The organism is Catellatospora sp. NPDC049609, assembly GCF_040675365.1.
Taxonomy (GTDB): domain Bacteria; phylum Actinomycetota; class Actinomycetes; order Mycobacteriales; family Micromonosporaceae; genus Catellatospora.
Genome location: NZ_JBFAOU010000073.1, coordinates 16,034 through 37,047, shown reverse-complemented (window position 1 = coordinate 37,047; position 21,014 = coordinate 16,034). Strand labels below are relative to the sequence as shown.

The 21,014-nt window shown below is 73.5% G+C and carries 22 protein-coding genes; 20 read left to right on the top strand and 2 right to left on the bottom strand.

The features are described from left to right. Positions 1 to 120 precede the first annotated feature (120 nt). Positions 121 to 1,299: a hypothetical protein gene (locus AB0J67_RS21150; RefSeq protein ID WP_363485109.1), complete on the bottom strand. Its 1,179-nt coding sequence runs from the start codon at positions 1,297 to 1,299 to the stop codon at positions 121 to 123. A gap of 126 nt (positions 1,300 to 1,425) precedes the next feature. Between AB0J67_RS21150 and AB0J67_RS21145 the strand changes: the two genes are divergently transcribed. The 20 genes from AB0J67_RS21145 (at position 1,426) to AB0J67_RS21050 (ending at position 19,010) form a co-directional block, all read left to right on the top strand. Continuing rightward, positions 1,426 to 2,070 carry a hypothetical protein gene (locus tag AB0J67_RS21145; protein WP_363485108.1) on the top strand — a complete coding sequence of 215 codons (645 nt, stop codon included), beginning with the start codon at positions 1,426 to 1,428 and terminating at the stop codon, positions 2,068 to 2,070. Positions 2,071 to 2,072: 2 nt separating this feature from the next. Continuing rightward, positions 2,073 to 3,014 (top strand): MazG family protein, encoded by a 942-nt coding sequence (locus AB0J67_RS21140; protein ID WP_363485107.1) that lies wholly within the window; start codon positions 2,073 to 2,075, stop codon positions 3,012 to 3,014. A 152-nt stretch (positions 3,015 to 3,166) separates the two neighbouring features. Continuing rightward, positions 3,167 to 4,783, top strand: a complete 1,617-nt coding sequence (locus AB0J67_RS21135; RefSeq protein ID WP_363485106.1) for a DUF885 domain-containing protein — start codon at positions 3,167 to 3,169, stop codon at positions 4,781 to 4,783. 41 nt (positions 4,784 to 4,824) lie between these two features. Next, positions 4,825 to 5,514 carry a hypothetical protein gene (locus tag AB0J67_RS21130; RefSeq protein WP_363485105.1) on the top strand — a complete coding sequence of 230 codons (690 nt, stop codon included), beginning with the start codon at positions 4,825 to 4,827 and terminating at the stop codon, positions 5,512 to 5,514. 97 nt (positions 5,515 to 5,611) lie between these two features. After that, positions 5,612 to 6,898, top strand: a complete 1,287-nt coding sequence (eno, locus tag AB0J67_RS21125) for a phosphopyruvate hydratase (protein WP_363485104.1) — start codon at positions 5,612 to 5,614, stop codon at positions 6,896 to 6,898. Between the two features lie 160 nt (positions 6,899 to 7,058). Continuing rightward, positions 7,059 to 7,589, top strand: coding sequence for a septum formation initiator family protein (locus AB0J67_RS21120; RefSeq protein ID WP_363485103.1), 531 nt, complete (start codon positions 7,059 to 7,061; stop codon positions 7,587 to 7,589). 13 nt (positions 7,590 to 7,602) lie between these two features. Further along, positions 7,603 to 8,121, top strand: coding sequence for a DUF501 domain-containing protein (locus AB0J67_RS21115; RefSeq protein ID WP_363485102.1), 519 nt, complete (start codon positions 7,603 to 7,605; stop codon positions 8,119 to 8,121). Further along, on the top strand, positions 8,114 to 8,617 hold the full coding sequence (locus tag AB0J67_RS21110; RefSeq protein WP_363485101.1) for an amino-acid N-acetyltransferase: 504 nt from the start codon (positions 8,114 to 8,116) through the stop codon (positions 8,615 to 8,617). The genes AB0J67_RS21115 and AB0J67_RS21110 overlap by 8 nt, the downstream gene beginning before the upstream one ends. A gap of 9 nt (positions 8,618 to 8,626) precedes the next feature. Further along, on the top strand, positions 8,627 to 9,526 hold the full coding sequence (locus tag AB0J67_RS21105; RefSeq protein WP_363485100.1) for a Ppx/GppA phosphatase family protein: 900 nt from the start codon (positions 8,627 to 8,629) through the stop codon (positions 9,524 to 9,526). A 70-nt stretch (positions 9,527 to 9,596) separates the two neighbouring features. Continuing rightward, a complete protein-coding gene (locus AB0J67_RS21100; protein ID WP_363485099.1) occupies positions 9,597 to 9,920 on the top strand; it encodes a PadR family transcriptional regulator in 324 nt (107 codons plus the stop codon). 67 nt (positions 9,921 to 9,987) lie between these two features. Then, positions 9,988 to 11,040, top strand: a complete 1,053-nt coding sequence (locus AB0J67_RS21095; protein WP_363485098.1) for a hypothetical protein — start codon at positions 9,988 to 9,990, stop codon at positions 11,038 to 11,040. A gap of 199 nt (positions 11,041 to 11,239) precedes the next feature. Then, the gene (locus AB0J67_RS21090) at positions 11,240 to 11,638 is read left to right on the top strand and encodes a hypothetical protein (RefSeq protein WP_363485097.1); all 399 of its coding nucleotides are present in this window, start codon (positions 11,240 to 11,242) and stop codon (positions 11,636 to 11,638) included. 175 nt (positions 11,639 to 11,813) lie between these two features. Further along, the gene (locus AB0J67_RS21085) at positions 11,814 to 12,494 is read left to right on the top strand and encodes a dienelactone hydrolase family protein (protein WP_363485096.1); all 681 of its coding nucleotides are present in this window, start codon (positions 11,814 to 11,816) and stop codon (positions 12,492 to 12,494) included. Further along, positions 12,491 to 13,213 (top strand): uracil-DNA glycosylase, encoded by a 723-nt coding sequence (locus AB0J67_RS21080; protein ID WP_363485095.1) that lies wholly within the window; start codon positions 12,491 to 12,493, stop codon positions 13,211 to 13,213. The genes AB0J67_RS21085 and AB0J67_RS21080 overlap by 4 nt, the downstream gene beginning before the upstream one ends. A 50-nt stretch (positions 13,214 to 13,263) precedes the next feature. Further along, positions 13,264 to 13,974, top strand: a complete 711-nt coding sequence (locus AB0J67_RS21075) for a DUF4129 domain-containing protein (RefSeq protein WP_363485094.1) — start codon at positions 13,264 to 13,266, stop codon at positions 13,972 to 13,974. 22 nt (positions 13,975 to 13,996) lie between these two features. Then, the gene (locus AB0J67_RS21070; RefSeq protein WP_363485093.1) at positions 13,997 to 14,587 is read left to right on the top strand and encodes a hypothetical protein; all 591 of its coding nucleotides are present in this window, start codon (positions 13,997 to 13,999) and stop codon (positions 14,585 to 14,587) included. A gap of 2 nt (positions 14,588 to 14,589) precedes the next feature. Continuing rightward, entirely contained in the window at positions 14,590 to 15,669 is a 1,080-nt protein-coding gene (locus AB0J67_RS21065; RefSeq protein WP_363485092.1) for a MoxR family ATPase, read from the top strand. Position 15,670: 1 nt separating this feature from the next. Next, a complete protein-coding gene (locus AB0J67_RS21060; protein WP_363485091.1) occupies positions 15,671 to 17,056 on the top strand; it encodes a DUF58 domain-containing protein in 1,386 nt (461 codons plus the stop codon). Next, positions 17,053 to 17,598, top strand: a complete 546-nt coding sequence (locus AB0J67_RS21055; protein ID WP_363485090.1) for a hypothetical protein — start codon at positions 17,053 to 17,055, stop codon at positions 17,596 to 17,598. Before AB0J67_RS21060 ends, AB0J67_RS21055 begins: the two co-directional genes overlap by 4 nt. Positions 17,599 to 17,684: 86 nt before the next feature. Further along, a complete protein-coding gene (locus AB0J67_RS21050) occupies positions 17,685 to 19,010 on the top strand; it encodes an NAD(P)/FAD-dependent oxidoreductase (RefSeq protein WP_363485089.1) in 1,326 nt (441 codons plus the stop codon). 63 nt (positions 19,011 to 19,073) lie between these two features. On the opposite strand, the gene AB0J67_RS21045 is transcribed toward AB0J67_RS21050, so the two are convergent. Continuing rightward, positions 19,074 to 20,894, bottom strand: coding sequence for a hypothetical protein (locus tag AB0J67_RS21045; protein ID WP_363485088.1), 1,821 nt, complete (start codon positions 20,892 to 20,894; stop codon positions 19,074 to 19,076). Between the last annotated feature and the right edge of the window lie 120 nt (positions 20,895 to 21,014).

Here is a 21,014-nt window from a genome sequence, read left to right as displayed (position 1 = left end):
GGCGTCGGCGCCGAGGCGCGCGGCATCCCGGTCGAGACCGTCGAGGTCCGCTCCGACCAGGCGCTGCCCGACGACGCCCCGGACTCCTCCGGGGCGGCCCGCCTTCGGTGAGCGCGGTGGTCAGGCGGCCTGGCGGGGGCGGGTGACCGCGGCGATGAGGGCCCAGCCGAGGGCGAGGGCGGCGAAGCCGTAGCCGAAGGCGGCGTAGTCGATCGGCGGGGTGCCGATGACGAAGTCCTGCAGCCAGGCCGCGCCCGCGGTGGCCGCGGTGGCGATCGCCGCGCCGAGCACGGCCACGGCCAGCGCCGGGACCAGGCCCGAGCCGCTCGTCTTCACGGTGAGGCGCTCCGGGCCCGCCTGCCGCGGGATGAGCGCCTTCGCGCCCCGGGCGGCGAAGGCCAGGAACACCAGGTCGATGACGACGGCACCGGCGAGCAGCAGGAACGGCGGGATGGACTTCGGGAAGCCGGTGCCGGCCAGCAGACCCCACATGACCAGGCGGTACGCCAGGTAGGAGGCGGCGATGGCGGTGGCGGTCCAGCGCGCGCCGACGAAGGCGCGGGCGGCGACGAGGGTCAGCAGCGCGGCGCCGACGACCCAGGCCGGGTACACCCAGGGGCCGACCGGCAGCGCGAAGCCCTGCACGGCGATGTCGTCGACCTGGCGGCCGATCTGCCCGGCGGCGAACTCCAGCAGGATCGGCTCCGCGGTCGGCGCGCCGGCCCGCCAGGACTCCAGCGAGAGCACGCCGTACTCCTGGTGCTGGCTCGGGAAGAGCACGTTCTCCAGGAAGAAGCCCCAGATGGCGGCGCTGATCAGCACGCGGGCGCGGCTGGGCGGCGTCGAGATCCAGTAGCCGCGGGCGACGCCGAGCAGCATGAACGCCGTGCCGATGTACAGCAGCGCGTGGCTGGCGCTCCACGCCGTGATGTCCAGCCCGTTGATCCGGTGGTTCAGGATGTCGATCGGGATGGCCACCAGGAAGGTCGCGGTGCCGCCGACCATCAGGCGCTTGGCGAGCGCGTCGACGCCCACGTCGTGGTACGCCTGGAACAGCACCAGGACCACCACGATGACCGTGCCGGCGGTGTTGAGCAGGTGCGGCGGGGCGAGGTCGTCGCGCAGCCACTTGAAGTGCCACGACATGTCCCAGCTGGAGCCGAGCATCTTCAGCGCGAAGGCGACCAGCCAGAGCCGGTAGACGGCGGCGACCACCGCGGGGGCCTGTGCCGCGTCGGGCCCGGTGCGGGCCAGTCCCACCCAGGCCGAGGTGGTGCGGGGAAGCGTCTGCGTCGTCACGGGCGGAATTCTGCCGTGCCGATGCCTGTTTGCGGACCCTCCGAACACCTGAATCGACCCTGAGATCTCCCGGAGACTCCGTTCGTGAGACAGTTGCCGGGTAAGAGCGTGTCTCTGGAGGATCTCGTGCGCCGTCTGACCGCCGCAGCTGGCATCTTCGCCGCCATGCTGGCCCTGGCCGCATGCCGGTCGAACCCGAACGTCGCCGCGTACGTCGGGGACCAGACGTTCACCGAGGACCAGGTGACCAAGCTGGTCGACGAGGTGAAGTCGCTGCCGAACATGGACCCGCAGAACCTGCCGGAGCGCTACGAGGTCGTGCAGCTGCTGGTCATGGACAAGGTCTGCCAGCAGGCCGCGCAGACCGCCGGGGTGACCGTTCCGCCGCCGCAGACGCAGAGCGGCCAGCCGGAGCTCGCGCTCCTGCAGGCCCGGATGCAGGCGTGCCGCGAGGCGCTGCCCTCCAAGCCGGTCACGCCCACCGACGCCGACCTGCGCGAGGTGTACGACAACGGCGTCGCGGTCGGTGCGATCGACCCGGCGAACCCGGACAACGCCTTCGACAAGGTCAAGCCGCAGCTGGCCGCGGGCGGCCAGGTCGCCGACGCGCTGGGCGACCGCGTGCAGCTGGTCCAGGCCGCCGACAAGCTGGGCGTGTCGATCAATCCGCGCTACCGCACGCTGAGCTTCCCGCTGCTGGCGTTCAACCAGGGCCCCGCGATCAGCGCCGCGCTCGGTCAGCAGGCGTCCACCGCGGTGACCAACGGCTGACGGTGTCCCGCCGGATCGTCCTGCTCGTCACCTCGCCCCGGATGCCGGCGGGGCTGCTCACCGCCGCCGCCTGGGATCTCGTGCGCGCGCACCCGGTGCTGACCGCAGTGGAGAGCGAGACGACCACGGCGCTGCGCGCCTCCGGCGCGACGGTGACCGTGCTGCCCGAGCCGAACGCCGCGCTGCTGCTGGACGCCGCCCAGCCGGTCGCGGTGTGGCTGGCCGGGCCGGCCGGCGACGAGTTCCTCGCGCGTGAGCTGGGCCTGCGCCTGGCCCGCGAGCCGGGGCTGGCCGAGCTGGAGCTGATGTACGGCTCGTGGGACCCGCCCGGCGCGCGCCTGCTGGACGCGGTGGCGGTGACCGACCGGTTGCAGGCGACGGACCCGTGGCGGGCCGAGCAGACCCACCGCACCCTGGCGAAGTACCTGCTGGAGGAGGCGTACGAGGCGTACGACGCCATCGTCGCCGGGGACCACGCGGCGCTGCGCGACGAGATGGGCGACGTGCTGCTGCAGGTGCTCTTCCACGCCCAGCTGGCCCAGGAGCTGCCCGAGGGCGCCGCCTGGAACGTCGACGACGTGGCCGGGGACTTCGTGGCCAAGATGATCCGGCGCAACCCGCACGTGTTCGCGGATACGCCCGTCGACGACGTCGACGAGATCATCGCGAACTGGGAGCGGATCAAGGCCGAGGAGAAAGGCCACGCCGGTGCTCCGGCGGGCTCGGCGCTGGACGGGATCACCTGGTCGCTGCCGTCGCTGACCCTGGCCGCGAAGGTGCTCACCCGGATCGCGCGGCACGGCCTGCCGCAGCCCGAGCCGGCCGACACGCTGGGCGGGCGGCTGCTGGCGCTGGTCGCCGCGGCCGGCCCCGACATCGACGCCGAGGCCGCCCTGCGCGAGGAGCTCCGCCGCTACGCCGCCTCCCTCCCCACCCGGAACTGACCCGTCCCGCCGCGTCGCGTCGCGCCAAGATCGCTCGACTTGCCTGGCAGATGGGCGAAAGCGGGGTCAAGATACGCCCATCTGCCAGGCAAATCGGGCGATCTTGGGCGGGCGTGGGCGGCGGGTGGGGGAGGGGCCGGTAGGTTGGGGCGATGACGCTGGACTTCGCTCCGCTGGCCGAGCACATCTGCGACGCGCTGCTGGAGTCGTCGCCGGAGCTGGCCGCGTCGGCCGGCGACCACCGTTTCGACGACCGGCTGCCCGACCTGTCCCCGGACGGCGTCACCGCCGACGTCGGCATGCTGCGCGACGCGGCGGGCGCGCTGTCGCAGGTGGACCCCGACAGCCTGGACCAGGCGGAGCGGGTCGACCACGCGATCCTCAGCTCCCTGGTCGACCGGCAGCTGTTCGAGCTGACCGAGGTGCGGTCGTACCAGTGGAATCCGCTGCGGCACAACCCGGGCGCGCTGCTGCACGCCCTGATCGCGCGGCCCTTCGCCCCGGTCGAGCAGCGGCTGCACGCGCTGGCCGGGCGGCTCATGCACATCCCGGACGCGCTGGCCACGGCCCGGACGGTGCTGCGCGACGCGCCCCGGATCCACCTGGAGACCGCCGCGGGCCAGTTCGCCGGGACCGCCGCGCTGGTGCGTGGTGAGCTGCCGCGGCTGCTGGTGCAGGAGCCGGGCCTGGCCGAGCAGGTCCAGCCGATCGCGGCGGCCGCGGTGCTGGCCCTGGACGACTTCGCGGCCTGGTGCGGCGAGCAGGCCGAGCGCGGCGAGGGCCGCGACCCCCGGCTGGGCCGCCGGCTGTGGGAGGCGAAGCTGTGGCACACCCTGGACACCGAGCTGGGCGCGGCCGAGGTGCTCAAGCGCGCGCAGGAGAACATGGAGCGGGTCGCCGCCGAGCTGCGTGAGGTCGCCGCGGAGCTGGCGGGCGGTCCGGCCGACGATCACACGGTGCGCCGCGCGCTGGACATGATCGCCGCGGAGCACCCGGACGACTCCTCCATCGTGGGCCTGGCCTACCACGCGGTCGAGGAGACCACCGCGTTCGTACGCGAGCACGACCTGGTCACGCTGATCGACGACCCGCTGGTGATCGAGGAGATGCCGGAGTTCGCGCGGGGCGTCGCGGTGGCGTACTGCGACCCGCCGGGCGCGCTGGAGACCGCGGTGGTGCCGACGTTCTACTGCATCGCGCCGACCCCGGCGGGCTGGCCGGCGCAGCGGGTCGAGTCGTTCTACCGCGAGTACAACGACCACGCCCTGCGCAACCTGACCGTGCACGAGGCGATGCCCGGCCACTTCCTGCAGCTGGCACACGCCCGCCGCTACCGGGGCAGCACCCGGGTGCGGGCGCTGGGCCACTCGGGCCCGTTCGTGGAGGGCTGGGCCGTCTACGCCGAGCAGGCGATGGTCGAGCGCGGGTACGGCGGCCTGCCGGTGCGCGCCTCGCAGCTGAAGATGCAGCTGCGGATGAGCATCAACGCGATCCTGGACCAGCTGGTGCACTGCGAGGACCTGAGCGAGGCCGACGGCATGGCGATGATGCTGGGCCGGGGCTTCCAGGAGGAGGGCGAGGCGGCGGGCAAGTGGCGCCGCAGCCTGCTCTCCTCGACGCAGCTGTCGACGTACTTCGTGGGCTGGGCGGAGGTCGCGGAGATCGCCCGGATGCGCCCGGCCGGGGTCACCGTGCGCGAGTGGCACGACCGCATGCTGTCCTTCGGCTCGCCGCCCCCGCGCCACCTGCGCACACTGCTCTCGGTGTGATGGTTTGCGCGGCGCGGGGCCGATGGGGGAGGCTGTCGGCCATGCGTGTCACGTTGGCCCCCCTGCTGTGCGCGCTGCTCGCCCTCACCGGCTGCCAGGTCATCACCGACGACGGGGTCGCGCCCGACCGCGCGCGCCTGATCGCCGACATGACCACCCAGCTGCAGCGCGCCACGCAGCACGGCTACCACGCCGAGTACCTGCTGGCCAACGGGGCCCGGGGCGCGATCTCGCAGCAGACCGGCCCGCTGCGCACCGTCTTCGCGTACCCCGGTGGCCGGCTGCTGGTGGACGCCGACGGGCAGACCGCGTGCGTGACCGCGGTGCGCCCGGCGCGCTGCCAGATCCGCCCGGTGCCCGGCGCGGGCCCGGCGGCGCTGACCGGCTACACCGAGGTGACCAGGCACGGGCTGGTCACCGCCCCGGTCGTGGCGGACCTGCTGCAGGCGGCGCAGCTGCAGTCGCAGGCCAGCGTGGAGGCGTCCGACGCGACGCTGGCCGGCCGGCAGGCCACCTGCCTGGAGGTCTCCGGGCTCACCGACGCGGAGGCGGCCGGGTTCACCGTGTGCGTCACCGCCGAGGGCGTGCTCGCCGACTTCTCCGGTGTGGTCGGCGGGGTCAGCGTGGACCAGGCACTGCTGCACATGACCAACCGCCCGCCGGCGGCGGTCTTCGACCTTCCCGAGGGCGCGCGGGTGACGGACCACCGGCCGCGGACCCCGGCGCCGTGACGGCTCGATAGGCTGCCCAGGTACGCACCTGCCGCTCCGGTCAGGCTGTCATTGCCGACGACCACGCCTGTGAGCGCACACGAACGAGGGAGCACACGTGGCCACCATTGAAGGCTTCGTAGCCCGGGAGATCCTCGACTCCCGCGGTAATCCGACCGTCGAGGTCGAGGTCGGTCTCGACGACGGCACCATCGCCCGCGCCGCGGTGCCGTCCGGCGCCTCCACCGGCGCCTACGAGGCACTGGAGCTGCGGGACGGCGACAAGAGCCGCTACCTGGGCAAGGGCGTCGAGAAGGCCGTCTCGAACATCGAGGACCAGATCGTCGACCAGCTCATCGGGTACGAGGCCAGCGAGCAGCGCCTGATCGACGCCAAGATGCTGGAGCTGGACGGCACCCCGGACAAGTCCGTGCTGGGCGCCAACGCGATCCTGGGCGTCTCGCTGGCGGTGGCGAAGGCGGCCGCGAAGAGCGCGGAGCTTAGCCTGTTCCGCTACCTCGGCGGCCCGAACGCGCACCTGCTGCCGGTGCCGATGATGAACATCATGAACGGCGGCGCGCACGCCGACTCCAACGTGGACATCCAGGAGTTCATGATCGCGCCGATCGGCGCGCCGAGCTTCCGCGAGGCGCTGCGCTCGGGCGCGGAGGTCTACCACGCGCTCAAGAGCGTGCTGAAGAAGAAGGGCCTGTCCACCGGCCTGGGCGACGAGGGCGGCTTCGCGCCGAGCCTGCCGACCAACGCCGCGGCGCTGGACCTGATCGCCGAGGCCGTGCAGGCCGCGGGCTACTCCCTGGGCACCGACATCGTGCTGGCGCTGGACGTGGCGGCGACCGAGTTCTTCGACAACGACGTCTACACCTTCGAGGGCGTCGCGAAGTCCCGCGAGGAGATGATCGCCTACTACGCCAAGCTGGCGGAGTCGTACCCGATCGTGTCCATCGAGGACCCGCTGGCCGAGGACGACTGGGCGGGCTGGAGCGCGATGACCGCGCAGCTCGGCGGCCGGATCCAGATCGTCGGCGACGACCTGTTCGTCACCAACCCGACCCGCATCGCCCGCGGCATCGCCGAGAGCGCGGCCAACGCGGTGCTGGTCAAGGTGAACCAGATCGGTTCGCTGACGGAGACCTTCGACGCCGTCGAGCTGGCGCACCGCAGCGGGTTCCGCACCATGATGAGCCACCGCTCGGGCGAGACCGAGGACACCACCATCGCCGATCTCGCGGTGGCGCTGAACTGCGGCCAGATCAAGACCGGCGCACCGGCCCGCTCGGACCGCGTCGCCAAGTACAACCAGCTGCTGCGCATCGAGGAGGAGCTGGCCGACGCGGCCCGCTACGCCGGCGCGGCCGCATTCCCGCGCTACAGCGCGGCAAAGTAGGCCCTGCCGCGCAACAGCGCGGGAAAGTGACGGCGCGTGGCCGCAAGGCCTAGCATGTGATCGAAGCTCCTTTCATGCGATGCGTACGACATGGAAGGGGCTTCGATCACCACGGAGGGGAGGGGTGATGCAGCGGCGGCAGCCAGGTGGGCAGGGGCCGGTGCGTCGCCCCCGGGACGGCGGCCGCGGCGCCGGCGCGGGCAAGGCCGGGGTGCGCGCCCGTGAGGGTGAGCGCTCGCTGAGCCGCCCGGCGGCCGCCCGGCGCGCAGCCGCCGCGGGCGCCGCCAAGCGCACCACCGCGCCGAACCCGAACGGCCTCACCGGGCGCGCGACCGTGCTGCTGGTGATCCTGGCCGCGCTCGCGCTGGGCTACGCCTACCCGGTGCGGGTCTACCTGACCCAGCTCGCCGAGATCGAGGCGTTGCGCCAGTCGCAGCTGGAGCAGCAGGAGCGCATCGCCGGGCTGGAGCGGCAGGCCGAGAAGTGGAAGGACGACGAGTACATCAAGGCTCAGGTCCGCCGCCGCTTCTACTGGGTGTATCCGGGGCAGACCCCGCTGGTGCCGATCTGGGACCCGGAGAAGCAGACCGACAAGGACACCGGCGCCGAGCAGGCGCCCCCGCCGCCGCCGGACAGCTGGTACGGCAAGCTCTGGACCCGCCTGGAGCCGGAGCCGGACCGCAAGAACTGAAGGAGCAGCTCATATGGATCGCGACCTCGTGCCGGCACCGGTGCGGCAGGAGGCGACCGAGGAGGATCTCGCCGCGGTCCGGGCGCAGCTCGGCCGGCCCACGCGCGGCACGCGCGCGGTGGCGCACCGCTGCCCGTGCGGCAAGCCGGACGTGGTGGAGACGGTGCCCCGGCTGCCCGACGGCACCCCCTTCCCGACGCTGTTCTACCTGACCTGCCCGCGGGCGACCGCGGAGTGCAGCCGGCTGGAGTCGTCCGGCCTGATGAAGGAGATGGCCGCGCAGCTGCGCGAGGACCCTGAGCTGCGCGCGGCCTACCTGCGGGCGCACGAGGACTACCTGACCCGGCGCGAGGCGGTCGGCCACGTGCCGGAGATCGAGAACGTCTCGGCGGGCGGCATGCCCGAGCGGGTGAAGTGCCTGCACGTGCACCTGGGGCACGCGCTGGCCGTGGGGCCGGGCGTCAACCCGTTCGGCGACGAGGTGATCTCCCTGGTGGAGCCGTGGTGGGCGGCGGGTCCCTGCGTTGAGTGAGCTCACGGTCCGCAAGGCGCGCACGGCCGACGTGCGCGGCATCCGCCGCCTGATCGACACCTACAGCGGCGAACGGCGGCTGCTCAGCAAGGCCACCGTGGCCATCTACGAGGACGTGCCGGAGTTCCGGGTGGCGGTGGACGACGACGGCGCGGTGGTCGGCTGCGGCGCGCTGCACGTGCTGTGGGAGGACCTCGCCGAGATCCGCACGGTCGCGGTGGACGCGTCCTGGCGCGGCCGCCGGGTGGGCCACCAGATCGTCGAGGCGCTGCTGGACGACGCGCGTGAGCTCGGGGTCCGCCGGGTGTTCGTGCTGACCTTCGAGACGCGCTTCTTCGGCTCGTTCGGCTTCGCCGAGATCGACGGCGCGCCGGTGCCGCCGCCGGTGTACGAGCAGCTGCTGCGCTCGTACGACGAGGGTGTCGCCGAGTTCCTGGGCCTGGAGCGGGTCAAACCCAACACCCTCGGCAACACCCGCATGCTGCTGCACCTCTAGGGTCGGCTGGTGGGAGAAGCCGTCGCCGCGATCGACTGCGGCACCAACTCGATCCGCCTGCTGGTCACCGACGGCGAGCGCGACCTGGAACGCCGCATGCGCATCGTGCGCCTGGGCGCCGGGGTCGACCTAACCGGTCGGCTCGACCCGGCGGCGATCGAGCGCACCCGCGTCGCGCTGGCGGAGTACCGCGAGGTCATCGAGGCGCACGGGGTGAGCCGGATCCGGATGGTGGCCACCAGCGCCAGCCGTGACGCCGCCAACGCGGCCGACTTCCACGGCATGGTGCGGGTGACCCTCGGGCAGCCCGCCGAGATCATCAGCGGTACGCAGGAGGCCGCGCTGTCCTTCGCCGGCGCGGTGTCGGGCCTGGCCGGCGAGGGGCCGTTCCTGGTCGTGGACATCGGCGGCGGCTCGACGGAGTTCGTTCGGGGCGGCCGGTCGGTGACCAGCTCGATCAGCATGGACATCGGCGCGGTGCGGATGACCGAGCGGCACCTGCCCGCCGACCCGCCCACCCCGCAGCAGCTGGCCGAGGCGGCCCGCGACATCGACGCGCAGGTGGCGCGGGCGCTGGCGCACGTGGGCACCGGGCCGGCGACGCTGGTCGGGGTGGCGGGCACGGTGACCACGCTGGCCGGCATCGCGCTGGGCCTGGACCGCTACGACTCCGCCCGCATCCACCACTCGGTGCTGCCGGCCGCGAGCGTGGAGGAGCTGACCGCGCGGCTGTCCGCGCTGGACCACGCGGCGCGCGCCGCGATCCCGGTGCTGCACCCCGGGCGGGTGGACGTCATCACCGCGGGCGCGCTGATCCTCCGGGAGATCATGCGGCAGACCGGCTTCCCCGAGATCACGGTCTCCGAGCACGACATCCTCGACGGCATCGCCGCCTCCATCCTGCACTGACCAGGACTCGCCGGGTGAGCGACTAGTGTCTTGCTTGTGGTACTGCGCATAAGACAGTACCGTGCTTCGCGTGGATACCTCTCAGCTCCTCAAGGGGGTGCTCGACCTGGCCGTGCTCGCCGTGCTCCGCGACGACGACGGCTACGGGTACGACATCCTCCGCCGCCTGCGGAGCGCGGGGCTGTCCGAGATCGGGGACGCCTCGGTCTACGGCACCCTGCGCCGGCTGTTCGCCGCCGGTTACCTGACGACCTACGTGGTCCCCTCCGAGGAGGGGCCGCACCGCAAGTACTACGCCCTCAACCCCGCCGGACGCGCCCAGCTCAAGCAGGGCGGCGAGGTCTGGCGCGAGTTCGCGTCCACCATGAACACACTGCTGCGGGAGCCGGCATGAGCGAGCGCGGCGAGCGAATCGAATGGACCGGCACTCGTGCCGCCGACGAGCGCAGCGAGGAGAAGGCATGAGCGAGCAGAGCATGAGCGAGCACGGCGACATCGCGCAGTACGCGGCGAAGGTCGGCGCGGCCCTGGCCGACCTGCCCGAGGACGTGCGCAACGACCTGCTGGAGGACCTCCCGGCGCACCTGGCCGAGGTGGCGGCGGAGCTCAGGGCGGAGGGCGGCGGCGCGACCCTCGCCGACCGGCTGGGCGCGCCCGGCGCGTACGCCGCCGAGCTGCGTGCCACGCTGGGCCACCCGGGGGGTCCCAGCCGGCCCGCGGTCTGGGCCGGGCGCGTCGTGAGCCGGGTGCGGGGGCGCTGGCACGTGCTGGACCGCAGGCTCGGCCCGGTCATCGGGTACGAGCGGCTCGGCGACTTCCTGGCGCTGCTGCGCCCCGCCTGGTGGGTGGTGCGCGGCTGGCTGGCGGCGATGCTGGTGGCGCAGCTGTGGCGCGACCACGACGGGCTGGGCCTGCTGCCCCGCCTGGAGGGCAGCACGCTGCTCGGCCTGCTCGTGCTGGCGGGCTTCGTGGTCGGCTCCATCTGGCTTGGCCGGCGCACCGCCGCCCGGCCGCCGGCGCGGCGCTCCGCCCGGATCGCGCTGGGCGGGGCGACGGCGGTGCTGGCGGTGTTCGGGCTGGTGCTGTGGTCCGATGCCGACGGCCGCAGCACGCGCTACTGGGACGGCCAGCCCGTCGGCGGGTACGCCGCCAACCCGTACGACCAGGTCAGCGACGTGTTCGTGCTCGGCCCGGACGGGCAGGTCGTCCAGGGCGCACGGCTGGTCGACCAGGACGGCAACCCGGTCCTGGTCGGCTGGTGCGCGCAGGGCAACCACAACGCGTTCGACGCGAACTGGGAGTGGCGCATCGTCTATCCGGCCTGTCCGGACGTCACGCCGCCGCGGCTGCCGTGGGCGCCGGCCTCCCCGGCTCCGCTGCCGTGGGCCAGCCCCTCCCCGGGCGCCCCGACCCCGTCGCCGTCAGCGGACCCGGCCGGTGCGACCCCGTCGGCCTCCGTGCCGGCCCCGACGCCCTCCACGACGACATCAGGCCAGGTCAAGCCCGGTTCCTGAGTGGATGGACGACACCCGGCGGTGACGGCGGCCCCGTCACCGCCGGGCGACGCATGCATACACGTCTACCTGCGGGGTCGCGAAGATTTACAGCAAACGCTAAGGTGACGCGGTCTCGCGTGACGTTGCGTGAGGCGCCAGGCCTTCGTCACGGCTGTTCGATCCGGACGAGGGCATCCCCTCGGAAGGAACAGAGCACATGAGCGAGCAGGTAACGCCGGCGGTCCCGGAGTCCACGGAGCCGGAGCAGAAGTCGTCCGTCGCGGGCGGCATCGGCAAGAAGATCCTGGGCTACGGCCTGGCCGCCGCGGTCGTCTTCGGTGGCGGTCTGGCGTACAAGTACCTCAGCGGCGACACCGAGATCGCCAAGGCCGGCGACTGCATCACCGACGCCGCCGACGCGGACGACATGAAGGTCGTCGGCTGCGACAAGCCCGAGGCCAAGTACAAGGTCCTCGGCGTGCTGGAGGACGTGTCCCAGACCGAGGCCGACTCCGACACCGGCTGTGGCCAGTGGCCCGCCACCACCGACCTCTTCTCGATCATGGAGGTCGGCAAGACCAAGGGCAAGTTCCTGTGCCTCGGCCCGGTCGCCTGAGCTGAGTTCACCTCCGGCTGAACGCCGGTGCGGCGGCGTGGCGAGTTACGGCGATAAGTCGTAACTTTCGCCACGCCGCCGCTGTCTTCCCCGGTACCGTCCGGTGTGGTTGGCTACCCGGAACGCCACGACTGTGCGACCAGCCAATGATGACTGACCGACAGGAGGACGACCAATGGGTGAAATGGTCATCTACCCCAGCAACGGTGGAACCAGCGAGGGCTACCTCGCGCTGCCGAAATCCGGCAGCGGGCCGGCGGTCATCGTGATCCAGGAATGGTGGGGCCTGGTCCCGCACATCGTCGCGCTCGCCGACCGGTTCGCCGACGCGGGCTTCGTCGCGCTCGCGCCCGACCTCTACCACGGCGCGCAGACGACCGAGCCCGACGAGGCCGGACGGCTCATGATGGGCCTGGCCATGGACCAGGCCGCCAAGGACATCGCCGGCGCCGCCGAATACCTGGCGGGCCGCCCCGAGACCACGGGCTCGGTGGGTGCGGTCGGCTTCTGCATGGGCGGCAGCCTGGCGCTGTGGTCGGCCACGTTCAGCGACCGGATCACCGCCGCGGTGGGCTTCTACCCCGCCGTGCCATGGGAGCGCATGTCCCCGCAGTGGGCCAGCTACGAGGGCAAGACCGCCATGATCCACTGCAGCGAGGAGGACGGCACCTCCGCGGCCCCCGGCGTCAAGACCGCCCGCGCCGCGATCGAGGACGCCGGCGGCACCTGCATCGTGCACGACTACCCGGGCACCCGGCACGCGTTCGTCAACGACGACCGGCCCGAGGTCTACAACGCCACGGCCGCCGCCAGCGCCTGGGCCCGCACCGTAGAACTGCTGCGCACGCACCTGTGACCGGTGCCGAGGAGCTGGCCCGGCTCGACGAGGCGATCTCCGCCTGCCGCAAGTGCCCCCGGCTGGTGGCCTGGCGGGAGGAGGTCGCCGCGACGAAGCGGGCGGCGTTTCGCGACCAGGAGTACTGGGGGCGCCCCGTCCCCGGCTTCGGGGCGGCCGATGCCCCGATCCTGATCCTCGGGCTGGCTCCGGCGGCGCACGGCGGCAACCGCACCGGCCGCATCTTCACCGGCGACCGCAGCGGTGACGTGCTCTTCGCCGCGCTGCACCGGGCGGGGCTGGCCAACCAGCCCACCAGCGTGTGGCGCGACGACGGGCTGCGGCTGACCGGCGTGCGCATCGCGGCGGCCGTACGCTGCGCGCCTCCCGACAACAAGCCCACCCCGGCGGAGCGGGACACCTGCGCGCCGTGGCTGCACCGCGAAGTCACCCTGCTGCGCCCCACCCTGCGTGTGGTCCTCGCGCTCGGCGCGTTCGCCTGGGCGGCCTGGTGGCCTACGCTGTCCACGGTGTACGGCGTCAAGCCGCCGGTGCCGCGTCCCGCCTTCGGGCACGGGGCCCTCGTCCTCCCGGAGGGCGGACCTCCCGGGCCGGAACGCGGACCCGCGCTGCTCGGCTCGTACCATGTCAGCCAGCAGAACACCTTTACCGGGCGGCTCACGCCCGCGATGCTGGACGACGTGCTGAGCCGGGCCAGGCAGCTGGCCGGCCTCGACTGAGGCGGACCGCCGGCGGCGGTTGTGGAAGCGAGATCTCGGAGCGGGGAGCCATGGGAGCGTTGCGTCGCTGGGGGCCGCTGCTGGCCGTGGCCGCGCTGCTGATGGCGGCGGCCGCGACGGCGTCGGTGTCCGTGCTGCCCGTCGGGCGCGCCGCGCCGCAGCAGTCGGCCGCGCCGAGCCCGACGCCGACCGCCACGCCGTCGCCGCCCGCCCTGAGCCCCACCCCGTCGCCGTCCGCGACGGCGCAGGAGGCGGCCGACTCGGGCTGGCTGGGCATCGTCGCCTTCGGCGTGCTGCTGGCCATCGGGATCGCCGTGCTGGTCGCGCTGCTAGGCGCCGCCGCCCGCTCCACCACGAAGTTCCGCCGCCGCGCGATCCGGGAGAAGCCGCCGACGCGCCTCGCGCAGCTCACCGACGAGGAGGAGGTCGTCGCGGCGCTCGACGCCGGACTGCTCGATCTGGACGACGACGCGGCGGACCCGCGCACCGCCGTGATCGCCTGCTGGGTCCGGCTGGAGCAGGCGGCCGCCGCCGCGGGCGTCCCGCGCCTGCCCGACGACACCGCCACCGACCTGGTGGTACGCATGCTCACCCGCCGCCACCTGGACGCGGGCCTGCTCAACGCCTTCGCCGACGTGTACCGCCGGGCCCGCTACGCCACCCACCGCGTCGACGACGACATGCGCCTGCAGGCCCGCGCCTCCCTGCACCGCCTGCGCGACGAGCTGACCGCCGGCGCCCGCAGCGAGGTGGGCGCATGAGCGAGCGCAGCGAGGAGCGGGCATGAGCGAGCAGCACCACCTCGACGACACCTCGCTGCACGACCTGCTGGGCGGGTTCAGCAGCCCGGAGCAGCCGGTGGCGGCCCGCGCGCCGCGGACGGCGTCCACCCGGTGGCTGAGCTTCGCCGCGTTCACCGCGGGCTGGACCGCCGCCGGCTGGATCGTGCTCGAGGTGTTCAGCCTGACCATGCCGCTGCCGCTGGTCTTCGCGGTGGCGCTGACCGTGGTCGGGGTGTGGCGGATGGCCCGCTCGCTCAAGGCCCCGCTGCCGCCCCGCCGGGCCGGCCGGACCGCCGCCGAGGACCAGTCGGAGGTCACCGACGGGCTGCGCCTGGCCGTCGCCCGCTGGGAGACCATCCTCGAGTGGAGCCACACCGACGGGGCCCGCTTCCAGCGCCGGGTGCAGCCGCGCCTGGCCGAGCTCGTCGACGAGCGGCTGCGCCAGCGCCACGGCGTCAACCGCGCGACCGAGCCCGAACGCGCGCGTAGGCTGCTCGGTGATCCGCTCTGGACGTTCCTGACGGTGCCGTCCAAACGCCCGCCCAGCCCTCGCGAACTCGATGTGATCGTCAATGCCTTGGAGAGACTGTGAGCATGCAACCGATCCCCGCGGCTGAGGTGGGACGCCTCGCCCAGCAGGTGCTCGACCGGGTCGGCACCGTGATGGTGGGCAAGCGGGACTCCCTGGAGCTGGTGCTCGCGGGCATCCTGGCCGGCGGCCACGTGCTGCTGGAGGACCTGCCCGGCCTGGGCAAGACGCTGACCGCGCGCACCTTCGCGCAGGCGCTGGGCCTGGACTTCCGGCGCCTGCAGTTCACCCCCGACCTGCTGCCCGCCGACGTGACCGGCTCGTTCCTGTACGACCAGCGCACCCACGACTTCACCTTCCGGGCCGGCCCGGTCTTCACGAACCTGCTGCTCGCCGACGAGATCAACCGGACGCCGCCGAAGACGCAGGCGGCGCTGCTGGAGGCGATGCAGGAGAAGCAGGTCTCCGTCGAGGGTGTGACCTACCGCCTGGACGCGCCGTTCCACGTGCTCGCCACCGCCAACCCGATCGAGTACGAGGGCACCTACCCGCTGCCCGAGGCGCAGCTGGACCGCTTCATGCTGCGGGTGTCGTTCGGCTACCCGGAGGCCGACGAGGAGCTCAACGTGCTGCGCCGCCGCATGGTGCGCCGCCGCGAGGAGTCCGAGGTCGAGCCGGTCGTCGACGCCAAGACGCTGCTGCGTATGCAGGCCGGGCTGGAGGAGATCGAGGTCGAGGACTCGATCTGCCGCTACCTGGTCTCGCTGGCCGCGGCCACCCGCGAGCACCCCGCGGTGCTGGTCGGCTCGTCGCCGCGCGGCTCGCTGGCCCTGCTGCTGCTGTCGCGGGCGCGCGCGGCGCTGGCCGGGCGCGACTACGTCATCCCGGAGGACGTCAAGGCGGTCACCCTGCCCGCGCTGGCGCACCGGATCACGCTGCGGCCGGAGATGTGGCTCAAGCGCATCGACCCGGTCTCGGTGGTGGCCGAGGTGCTGGCGGCGACGCCCGCCCCGGTCAGCGGCGCGCTGCCCAGCCACGCCGGCGCGCCGGGCCAGCGCCCCAGCCCGAGCCGGGGCCGGCTGGCCGAGCTGGAGGACGACCTGCTGGGCGAGCCGCCGTACCGGTCGACCGGGCTGCGAGGCTGAGGTGTCCCAGCCAGGCGAGGGCGACCTGGAGCCCGTCGCGTCCACCGACACCGGCGACAACTGGGCGCCCACCCGGGCGCTCGGCCGGGCGGTGCTGGTCGCCGGCCTGCTGCTGGTCGCCGCCGTGCTGCTGGGCCGCACCGACCTGGTCATCCTGGCCGCGCCGCTGGCGCTGAGCGTGGCGTTCGCGCTGAGCAAGCGCCCGCGCTCGCTGCCCGGCCTGCGGCTGTCCACGGTGGAGTCGTTCCCCGTGGAGGGTGGTGACCTGGGCGCCACGGTCGAGGTGGAGAACCGCGACACGGTCGGCTACGACCTGACCGTGGTGCACCTGCAGCACTCGCCCTGGCTGCGGCTGGAGGGCGGCGCCGACCCGAACGCGCCCCGGCGGGGGCCGCGCGGCGGCAACCGCCCGTACGTCACGTTCGTGCCGCGCGGCGTGGCCACCGCCGTCGAGCTGGCCGGCCCGGCGACGCGCTGGGGCAGGCACTGGCTCGGCCCCGCGTCGGCGCACGCGGTCGCCGCGGACGGGCTGCTGGTCAGCCGGGCCGTGGTCACCGGCGCGCTGGGCGTGAAGGTGTACCCGCTGACCGACCCGTTCAAGGCAGACGAGGCGATGCCGCGCGCGGCCGGCCTGGTCGGCCAGCACCGGTCCCGCCGCCCCGGCGAGGGCGGCGAGCTGGCCGGCGTACGCCAGTTCGCGCCCGGTGACCGGCTGCGCCGCGTCGACTGGCGGGTGTCGCTGCGCACCGAGCGGCTGCACGTGGCCGCCACGCTGTCCGATCGCGACGCCGAGGTCGTGGTGCTGCTGGACCTGCTCGCCGACGCGGGCCGTTCCGAGGGCGTCGGCGGCAACGCCTCCGTGCTGGACCGCACGGTCCGCGCGGCGGCCGCGATCGCCGAGCACTACCTGCACCGCGGCGACCGGGTCTCCGTGCTCGAGTACGGCGCCTCCGCGCGCCGGCTGCGCCCGGCCAGCGGCCGCCGGCAGTACCTGACCGTGCTGGAGTGGCTGCTCGACGCGCACCCCAGCCCGACCGCGCAGGAGCGGGGCGGGGCGCAGCTCGCGGCCGGCATCTCCGCGGCGGCGCTGGTGGTGGTGCTGACCCCGCTGCTGGACGCCCGCTCGGCCGCGATGCTGGCGGGCCTGTCGCGCTCCGGGCGTTTCGTGGTCGCGGTGGACACGCTGCCGACCGACCTGGCCTCGCCGACCGTGAACAGCTGGACGGACCTGTCGTACCGGCTGTGGCGGGCCGAGCGGGACAACACCATGGGCCAGCTGGCCGAGCACGGCGTGCCCGTGGTCGCCTGGGCGGGCGCGGGCAGCCTGGACGCCGTGCTCCGGGACGTCGCGCGGCTGGCCGCCGCGCCGAAGGCGGTGCGCACGTGAAGCAGCTGATCCAGCAGGTACGCGAGCTGGGCCGGATCACCGGCGCTCCGCTGCTGGTCCGCGGGGTGGTCTTCGTCGCGGCCTGCGCGGGCCTGCTGCTGGCGGCCCCGGCCGGGCTGTCGTCGCGGGCGCTGCTGGGCTTCGTGGCGCTGGCCGCGCTGCCCGCGGTCGCGCCGGGCGGGGTGTCGGTGATCGTGGTCATGCTGGCCGTGGTCGGCATGTGGCTGGCGGACACGATGCTGTTCCTGGCGCAGCCGTCGCTGGGCCGGCTGCTGGGCACCGCGGCCGCGCTCTACCTGCTGCACTCCGGCGCGGCGCTGGCGGCGGTGCTGCCGTACGACGCGATCGTGGACCACCAGGTGCTCATGCGCTGGGGCACCCGGGCACTGCTGGTGCTGGCGGCGACGGGTGTGCTCACCCTGCTGCTGGTGAACGTGCTGCCCGGCCTGTACATCACCACCCCGACGGTGGCGCTGGTGGTCGGCCTGGCCGTGGTCGCCGCCGTGGTGGCGCTGCTCACTCGGCTGGGCCGCCGCCCCTGATCCGGGGCGGGGTGACGGCCGTCGCTGTCCGGGATCACAGGCTCCACGCCTGATCAGGGCTGTGCTACGGGCGTAGCGTGAAGTGCGTGAAGCCAGTACGGATCCTGGTGGTGGGCGCCGGCCACGTCGGCCTCTACGCAGCTCTCCGCCTGTCGGACAAGTTGCGCGCGAGCGAGGCCGAGGTCACGGTCGTCGACCCGCAGCCGCACATGACCTACCAGCCGTTCCTCCCCGAGGCGGCGGCCGGCAACATCTCCCCCCGGCACACCGTCGTGCCGCTGCGCCGGGAGCTGCGCGACTGCAAGGTCGTGCACGGCTCCGTGACGAAGGTCGAGCACTCTCGCAAGATCGCCACGGTGCAGCCGGTCGTCGGTCCGTCCCGGGAGATCCCGTACGACCACATCATCGTCGCGCCCGGCAGCGTGTCGCGCACCCTGCCCATCCCGGGCCTGCGCGAGCACGCCGTCGGTTTCAAGACCATCGGCGAGGCCATCTGGCTGCGCAACCACGTGCTGGAGTGCCTCGACATCGCGGCCGCCACCACCGACGAGCAGACCCGCAAGCGGGCGCTGACCTTCGTGGTCGTCGGCGCGGGCTTCGCCGGCGTCGAGGCGCTCGGCGAGATGGAGGACATGGCCCGCGACGCGCTGCGCTACTACCCGGAGCTCAAGGCCGACGACATGCACTGGGTGCTGGTCGAGGCGACGCAGCGGGTGCTGCCCGAGGTCGGCCCGCAGATGGGCGCGTACACGGTGGAGGCGCTGCTCAAGCGCAACATGGACCTGCGCCTGGGCACCCGGCTCGACTCCTGCGTCGACGGCGTGGTGAAGCTGTCCGACGGCGGCGAGTTCGCCGCGGACACCATCGTGTGGACCGCGGGCGTCAAGGCGCACCCGATGATCGCGGCGACCGACCTGCCGCGCACCGCACAGGGCAAGCTCACCTGCGACGCGACACTGCGCGTGGTGGACGGCGACCAGGTCGTCGAGGGCGCATGGAGCGCGGGCGACTGCGCCGCCGTGCCGGACCTCACCGCCGCCGCGGGCGAGATGTGCTCGCCGAGCGCGCAGCACGCGGTGCGGCAGGCCCGGCGCCTGGCGGACAACCTGATCGCCACCGTGCGCGGCCGGGGGATCCGGGAGTACCGGCACAAGCACGTCGGCTCGGTGGCCAGCCTCGGCCTGCACAAGGGCGTGGCGCACGTCTACGGCTTCAAGGCCAAGGGCGTGACCGCGTGGTTCATGCACCGCACGTACCACATGAGCCGCATCCCGTCGCTGAACCGCAAGGTGCGCGTCATCGCGGACTGGACCCTGGCGCTGTTCCTCAAGCGCGAGGTGGTCTCCCTGGGCGCCCTGCACCAGCCCATGGACCCCTTCGCCCAGGTCACCGAACCCACCCAGCAGCCGTAACTCGTTTTCCATGAGCAAAGCTCCGTTCGTGCTGCGAACGGAGCTTTGCTCATGCAGGCGGGTTCACCAGGTGCGGGGCCAGTAGACGACGTCGGCGGACGGGGTGCCGGGGCCGAGCAGGGCCTCCAGGGTGCGCAGCAGCTCGGCCCGGCGGGGGTGCTCGGGGGTGAGCACCACGCAGGACGCGTTCCACTTGGTCAGGTCCTTGCGGGCGTCCAGGCGGTGGTCGTCGTTGATCGCGGGCACGGTGCCGGTGCGGGCCACCTCGTAGAGCACCCACGACGTCGGCCGCTTGCCGATGCCCATGGTGGCCTTGCCGTTGCTGCCGTGCGGGCCGATGAAGAAGCCCTCGGGCAGCCCGAACGCCGTCTGCGCCGCGGTGGCGTACCGCATGGGCAGGGGCTTCTCCGGGGTCGGCAGCGGCACGGGGACGATCACGTCGCCCTCCCCGGCGCACTGGCGCCACAGCCCGTCGGCGAAGAACGCGGGCACCGGCGCGCGGTCGGCGGTCGGCAGCGGGGTCGGGAACAGCGGCAGCAGCGCCGCGCCGACCAGCACCGGGACACCGACGCGCAGCGGGCGGCGGGTGGACCGGGCGGCCTCGCCCAGGGCCAGCACCAGCAGCACCGCCAGCAGCGGGATGGCGGCCAGCGCGAAGCGCATCGGCAGCGCCCCGTCCACCACCGGCACGTGCATGAGCAGGCGGTACGGGCCGGGCAGCGGCGTACGCGCGCCGTGGAGCATGATCTGCGGGCCCAGTGCCAGCGCGCTCATGCCCAGCGCGCCCACGCCGACCGCGACCGCCAGCGGATGGCGGCGCAGCCAGACCAGCAGCCCGAGCGACAGCAGCACCAGCGGCCAGCCCAGGAACGTGTTGTACTCGGCCGGGCCGGTGGTCAGCCGGGCCGCCGACTCGTCGCCGAGCAGCGTCATCGGGGAGAAGGCGGTGAAGCTGGCCAGGTCGGCGGAGAAGTAGAACGGGCTGAACACCCCGTCGGCCACCGACTGCGGCCCTTTGAACTGCGTCCACAGCGGGTACGCCAGCAGAACCACCGCGGTGCCGACGGCGACGAGCAGTCCCGCCGCGAACCGGATCAGCACCCGCACCGGCGGCCGGACCATCGCGACGTACGTCACGGTCACGATGACCAGCGCGAGCGCGGTGAGGAACAGCGTCTCCTCGCCGATGAACACCTGCAGGCTCACCAGCAGGCCGAACAGCGCGCCGAGCGCCATCAGCCGCCGGGGGTGCACGTCCTGCGCGCGGGCCGCGCGGGCCAGCGCGACGACGCACCACAGCATCGGCGGGATCAGCCACTGGGCCGTCATGTGCAGGTGGCTGTTGGACTGCGACACCATGCCCGGCGCGAACCCGCAGAACGCCGCGCCCACGGCCGCCGCGATCCGGCTCGCGCCCAGCGTCCGGTGCAGCAGGAAATACCAGGCGATGGCCGTGCCGGCCAGGTTCAGGGCGACCAGCAGGGAGAACGTGGTGGCGGCGCCGTAGGCCAGGGTCACCGGGGCGAACAGGCCGCCGAGCAGGATCACCGTGGTGTTGGCCAGCAGGTTCACCCCGTACGGGGCGTTCAGGCGGTCGGTGACGAGCGAGAAGTCGCCGCTCCACAGGGTGGTGTCGTGGGCCAGGAACCACTCGTAGAGGATCTGGTCCGGCGGGTTGAGCGCCAGCGTCCGGGTGTCCGGGTCGGGCCACAGGCCGAGGGTCAGCCACCCGGCCAGGGCCAGGTACGCCAGGCAGGTCAGCGCGTCGAGCGGCCACCGTGGGCGGTGCCGTGGTGGCACGGCCGCGGGCACCCCCGAGTCGCCCCGCTGCGTGGGCAGCGGGGAGTCGGTGGCTGTGGTGAGGGCCGGTACGGTGCTCGTCACGCGCTTGACCCTAGCGCTTCCGGCGGGCAGCCCGCCCTGTGGCCGAACCGCCGTCACAGGACGCTCAGGCTGGGCGGCTCCGCGGGACCCTCCGCTGCGCTACGTGTCCGTTCGCCGCGG

What these genes read in the sequence shown, in the direction of transcription:
- AB0J67_RS21095 (WP_363485098.1), top strand. Translation starts at nt 9,988, where the DNA reads ATGAGCGAGCAGAGCATGAGCGAGCACGGCGACATCGCGCAGTACGCG.
- AB0J67_RS21130 (WP_363485105.1), top strand. Translation starts at nt 4,825, where the DNA reads ATGCGTGTCACGTTGGCCCCCCTGCTGTGCGCGCTGCTCGCCCTCACC.
- AB0J67_RS21090 (WP_363485097.1), top strand. Translation starts at nt 11,240, where the DNA reads ATGAGCGAGCAGGTAACGCCGGCGGTCCCGGAGTCCACGGAGCCGGAG.
- AB0J67_RS21135 (WP_363485106.1), top strand. Translation starts at nt 3,167, where the DNA reads ATGACGCTGGACTTCGCTCCGCTGGCCGAGCACATCTGCGACGCGCTG.
- AB0J67_RS21070 (WP_363485093.1), top strand. Translation starts at nt 13,997, where the DNA reads ATGAGCGAGCAGCACCACCTCGACGACACCTCGCTGCACGACCTGCTG.
- AB0J67_RS21075 (WP_363485094.1), top strand. Translation starts at nt 13,264, where the DNA reads ATGGGAGCGTTGCGTCGCTGGGGGCCGCTGCTGGCCGTGGCCGCGCTG.
- AB0J67_RS21115 (WP_363485102.1), top strand. Translation starts at nt 7,603, where the DNA reads ATGGATCGCGACCTCGTGCCGGCACCGGTGCGGCAGGAGGCGACCGAG.
- AB0J67_RS21085 (WP_363485096.1), top strand. Translation starts at nt 11,814, where the DNA reads ATGGGTGAAATGGTCATCTACCCCAGCAACGGTGGAACCAGCGAGGGC.
- AB0J67_RS21065 (WP_363485092.1), top strand. Translation starts at nt 14,590, where the DNA reads ATGCAACCGATCCCCGCGGCTGAGGTGGGACGCCTCGCCCAGCAGGTG.